The following is a 3,534-nucleotide window of genomic DNA, read 5'->3' on the forward strand; positions in this document are numbered from 1 at the left end:
CCCCCGCAGGTGACCAGCACGAGCCGGTGCGCCCCGGTCTGGCCGAACAGTTCCGCGGCGCGCTGCGGCAGTTCGTCCTTGTGCAGCGTGATCAGCTGCGAGATCCGGTACACCGCGGTCCGCCCGGACGGATCGACCACGTGGATCTCCTGCGCTATGCGCGCACGCCACAGTTCGGCGAACGGACCGATTCGCCCACCCCAGTTCACGTGCCCGGCGAGCACGCTGGCGCCGCGATTGGCATCGAAGTCCGCACCCCACCAGGCCGCCTGGCCCAGGCTCTGCGGCACCGGCAGCACCCCGCCCACGACCTCCTGCCGGACCAGGACCGCGGTGCTGCCGCTGGGCAGCCGCACCGTGCCCGGGGCCTGGACCGGCACCGCCGCCGGGGTTTCCGGCGCGGAGGACTCCGGTGTGCTCGCCGGTGCCACCGGCGGGACCGGCGATGTGGTCGTGGTCGTCTCCGGCGGGGCCTGTGTGGGCGCGGCCACCACCGGGGACGGCGGGGGAACGATCACGGGCTGGGGATGCCCGGCGACGGCACTGGTCGGCGGCCAGAACACCACCGCGGCGACCAGCGCCTCCGGCAGCAGGACGGTGACCAGGCCCAGCAGGTAGGCCTTGACCAGCCTCCGTTTGCCGCGCCGGGAGTAGACCACCCGCTGCCGTCCGCTGCCCGCCGGGCGGTGCCCTGACACGGTCATCTCGAGGCCGGCCCGCGCCGTTCGGCCCGGACGGTCGCCGGCCGGCGGCGCCGGGCGAGGAAGCCCACAAACGCGGATCCCAGCAGCGCGAGCCCGCCGAGGAGGACGAAACCGAGCGGAGAGGTGATCGTCCTGGTGTCCGCGTGCAGGGTCGCGGTCGGCGGGCCGAAGCCTGCCGGGATCACGGTCGGCACTTCGTTCGGCGCGTTCGCCACCTTCAGGGTCAGCGTCGCGCCGTCCTCCACGGTGCCACAGGCGGAGGGCGGTTGGGCCGGGTCGAACGAGCGGTCGTACCCGGACGCGGGGCTCACCTCGACCACGCAGACCTCCTGCGGGGCCCGCAGACCGTCGACCGTGGCCTTGCCCTCGTCGCCCGCGGTGGTGACGACGACGGGCTTGCCGTCGGACCCGACCAGCGGTTTGCCGTCCTGGCCCGTTGCAGGGGTGGTCCGGTCCTTGCCGGTCAGGCGCAGCACGACCCCGTCGATGCCCTTGCCGGTCTTCGCGTCCACCTTGGTGACCTGCACGGTGCCTGCCCTGGGCCGGGCGGCCACGCCGTCGTGCGCGGTCAGCTGCTTCTCGCCGCCGGTGGAGACGACGCGCTGGGTGTCCACGTCGACCGGAGCCTGGATGTAGGGCCGGTCGGCGGGGGCCGAAAGGGTGCTGGCCAGTCCGGGGTGGGCGCCGGTGGGCACCACCTGCACGGTCGCGGTGCCGTCGTCACCCGTGGTGACGATGCCCTGGGTGGTGCCGTCCGGAAGGGTGGCGTCGGTGAGCTTGACGGTGACCGGCACCTTCGCCATGTCCTTGTCCTTGGCGTTGTGCACGACCACCCGCCAGCTGCCCGCGGTGCCGATGATCTGGGTGTCCTTGGGCGCGGCGACCGAGGTCGTCCACGGTCCACGGTTGGCTTCGGCGTCGGCACGCAGGTCCTGTACGGCCTGCTGGGCAGCGGGCGGCAGCTTGGCGAGGTGGAAGGGGGCGTCGTAGGCGATGTGGCGGAAGTCGTTGGCCGGGTTGAGGTCGTCGTGGCCGGGCCGGGGCGCGGCCGTCCAGGAGTGCAGCAGGTGGGCCAGCGCCGCGGCCTGGTCCGGGTTGCGGGTGTCGCCGTAGCGGAGCAGGAGGTAGGAGATCTCGGCGGCGATGTCCCCGGGCAGCGGGTCGCCCCATTTCGTCTTCAGTTCGTCACCAGGGCGGTTGGCCTCGTTCGTGTCCGGGGCCTTGTACTCGAACTGCACACAGAAGACCTGCTTGCCCCCGACGAGGTAGGAGCCGAGCCAGTCGCCGGAGCGCCCCTTGCCCCCGTAGGGCTGGCCGGGCGTCACGAGGTGCCCGGTTTCCTGCTGGAAGGCGGCGGAGGCGGGTGCGGCGGTGAACAGGCAGATGAGACCGGCGATCAGGATGCCCGCGAGCGCGCGGGGCGTTCTCCCCATGAAATCGTTCATCCCTTCCCGTATCGTCCCCGACTGGATCGGGTGACCGGCCGGACACCCCCAGTGAGAGTTGCGGGAAAGCCGCTCACGGGCAATACACCGAATTACTGATTAGTGCTGGTTATGAGCGGAGTCCGCCCCGGGGCCGGGAAACTGGGTAAAGTCGCCTTTACTCGACGGGAACCCCCCGGCGGTCCCGCTCGTTGGACCAGACGCAGGTGCCAGGAGATCCAGGAGGATCAAGGTGCGTTCCACTAGCAACCCCGCGTTCCGCAACCTGCCCAGGAGCAGTGCGGGATACGGCCAGTACGGCCAGTACGGTCAGTACGGTCCCAACGTAGGCTTCGAGCAGCCGCCCGGGGCCGGTTACGGCATGCCGCAGCAGATGGCTGGGGCCGGCGACCGGCCGATGACCGTGGACGACGTGGTCATCAAGACCGGCCTTTCGCTCGCGACGGCCCTGGTCACCGGCGTTCTCACGGCCATATGGGCGCAGAGTCAGGCCGAGGCGAGGGCGATGGGGCCGGTGCTCGGCGTCCTGTTCGCCGGGATGCTGGTCGGTACCGTCCTCGCCATGGTGATGATCTTCCGGCAGAAGCCCAGCGGCCCGATGACGCTGCTGTACTCCGCCGCCGAAGGCGTCTTGCTCGGTGCCATCACCGGGGTGTTCGAGATGATCTACCACGGCATCGCCCTGCAGGCGATCCTGGGCACCTTTGGCGTCTTCATCGCGATGCTCGTGGTCTACAAGACCGGCGCGGTCAAGGTGACGCCCAAGCTGACCCGGTGGATCATCGGCGCCACATCCGGTGCGGTCATCCTGATGTTCGCCAACCTGCTGCTCAGCCTGTTCGGTGTGAACATGGGCCTGCGCAGCGGCGGCGCGATCGCCATCATCTTCAGCCTGGTCGTGATCGGCATCGCGGCGTTCAACTTCCTGCTCGACTTCGACATGGCCGACCGGATGATCCGCGAGGGGATGCCCGCGAAGTGGGCGTGGTTCGCCGCCTTCGGCCTGATGACCACGCTCGTGTGGCTCTACCTGGAGATCCTCCGGCTGCTGTCGTACCTCCAGAACGACTAGTCATTCCTCGAGGCAGGGGACGCTCGGTAATCAACCGGGCGTCCTCTGTGGTTTTTTCACCCGCTCGCCGGGCCCCGCACAGGGGTATTGATCACACAGTGTTGGATGAGCACGGTCTGATCCTTTTACCTCTGTGAGGTCCCTGTGAGCGTTCCCCCTTCGCCGGGGCAGGAAGGGCAGCCTTCGCCCTACGGCCCCCCGGGCGCCCAGCCGAACCAGTTCGGCGCCCCGTCGCAGCCCGTCCCCGGTGGTCAGTTCCCGCCTCCGGGTGCAGTGCCCCCGCCCGGCGCGGTGCCGCCTCCGGGCGCGGTGC

The 3,534-nt window shown here is 70.3% G+C and carries 3 protein-coding genes; 1 reads left to right on the top strand and 2 read right to left on the bottom strand.

What is annotated here, in order from left to right; translation table 11 throughout:
- The coding region (locus FNH05_RS34660) for a class F sortase (protein WP_144593073.1) at positions 1 to 698 on the bottom strand (698 nt) is incomplete at its 3' end.
- Positions 699 to 700: 2 nt separating this feature from the next.
- Entirely contained in the window at positions 701 to 2,137 is a 1,437-nt protein-coding gene (locus FNH05_RS34665) for an MSCRAMM family protein (RefSeq protein ID WP_144593074.1), read from the bottom strand.
- Between the two features lie 244 nt (positions 2,138 to 2,381).
- Here FNH05_RS34665 and FNH05_RS34670 point away from each other — a divergent pair, with 244 nt between their 5' ends.
- Positions 2,382 to 3,221 carry a Bax inhibitor-1/YccA family protein gene (locus FNH05_RS34670; RefSeq protein ID WP_144593075.1) on the top strand — a complete coding sequence of 280 codons (840 nt, stop codon included), beginning with the start codon at positions 2,382 to 2,384 and terminating at the stop codon, positions 3,219 to 3,221.
- The last annotated feature ends 313 nt before the right edge of the window (positions 3,222 to 3,534 follow it).

It is taken from the genome of Amycolatopsis rhizosphaerae, from assembly GCF_007713715.1.
Lineage (GTDB): Bacteria > Actinomycetota > Actinomycetes > Mycobacteriales > Pseudonocardiaceae > Amycolatopsis_E > Amycolatopsis_E rhizosphaerae.

Coding starts and splice junctions, on each gene's coding strand:
- FNH05_RS34665 (WP_144593074.1), bottom strand. CDS start 2,137: ATGGGGAGAACGCCCCGCGCGCTCGCGGGCATCCTGATCGCCGGTCTC.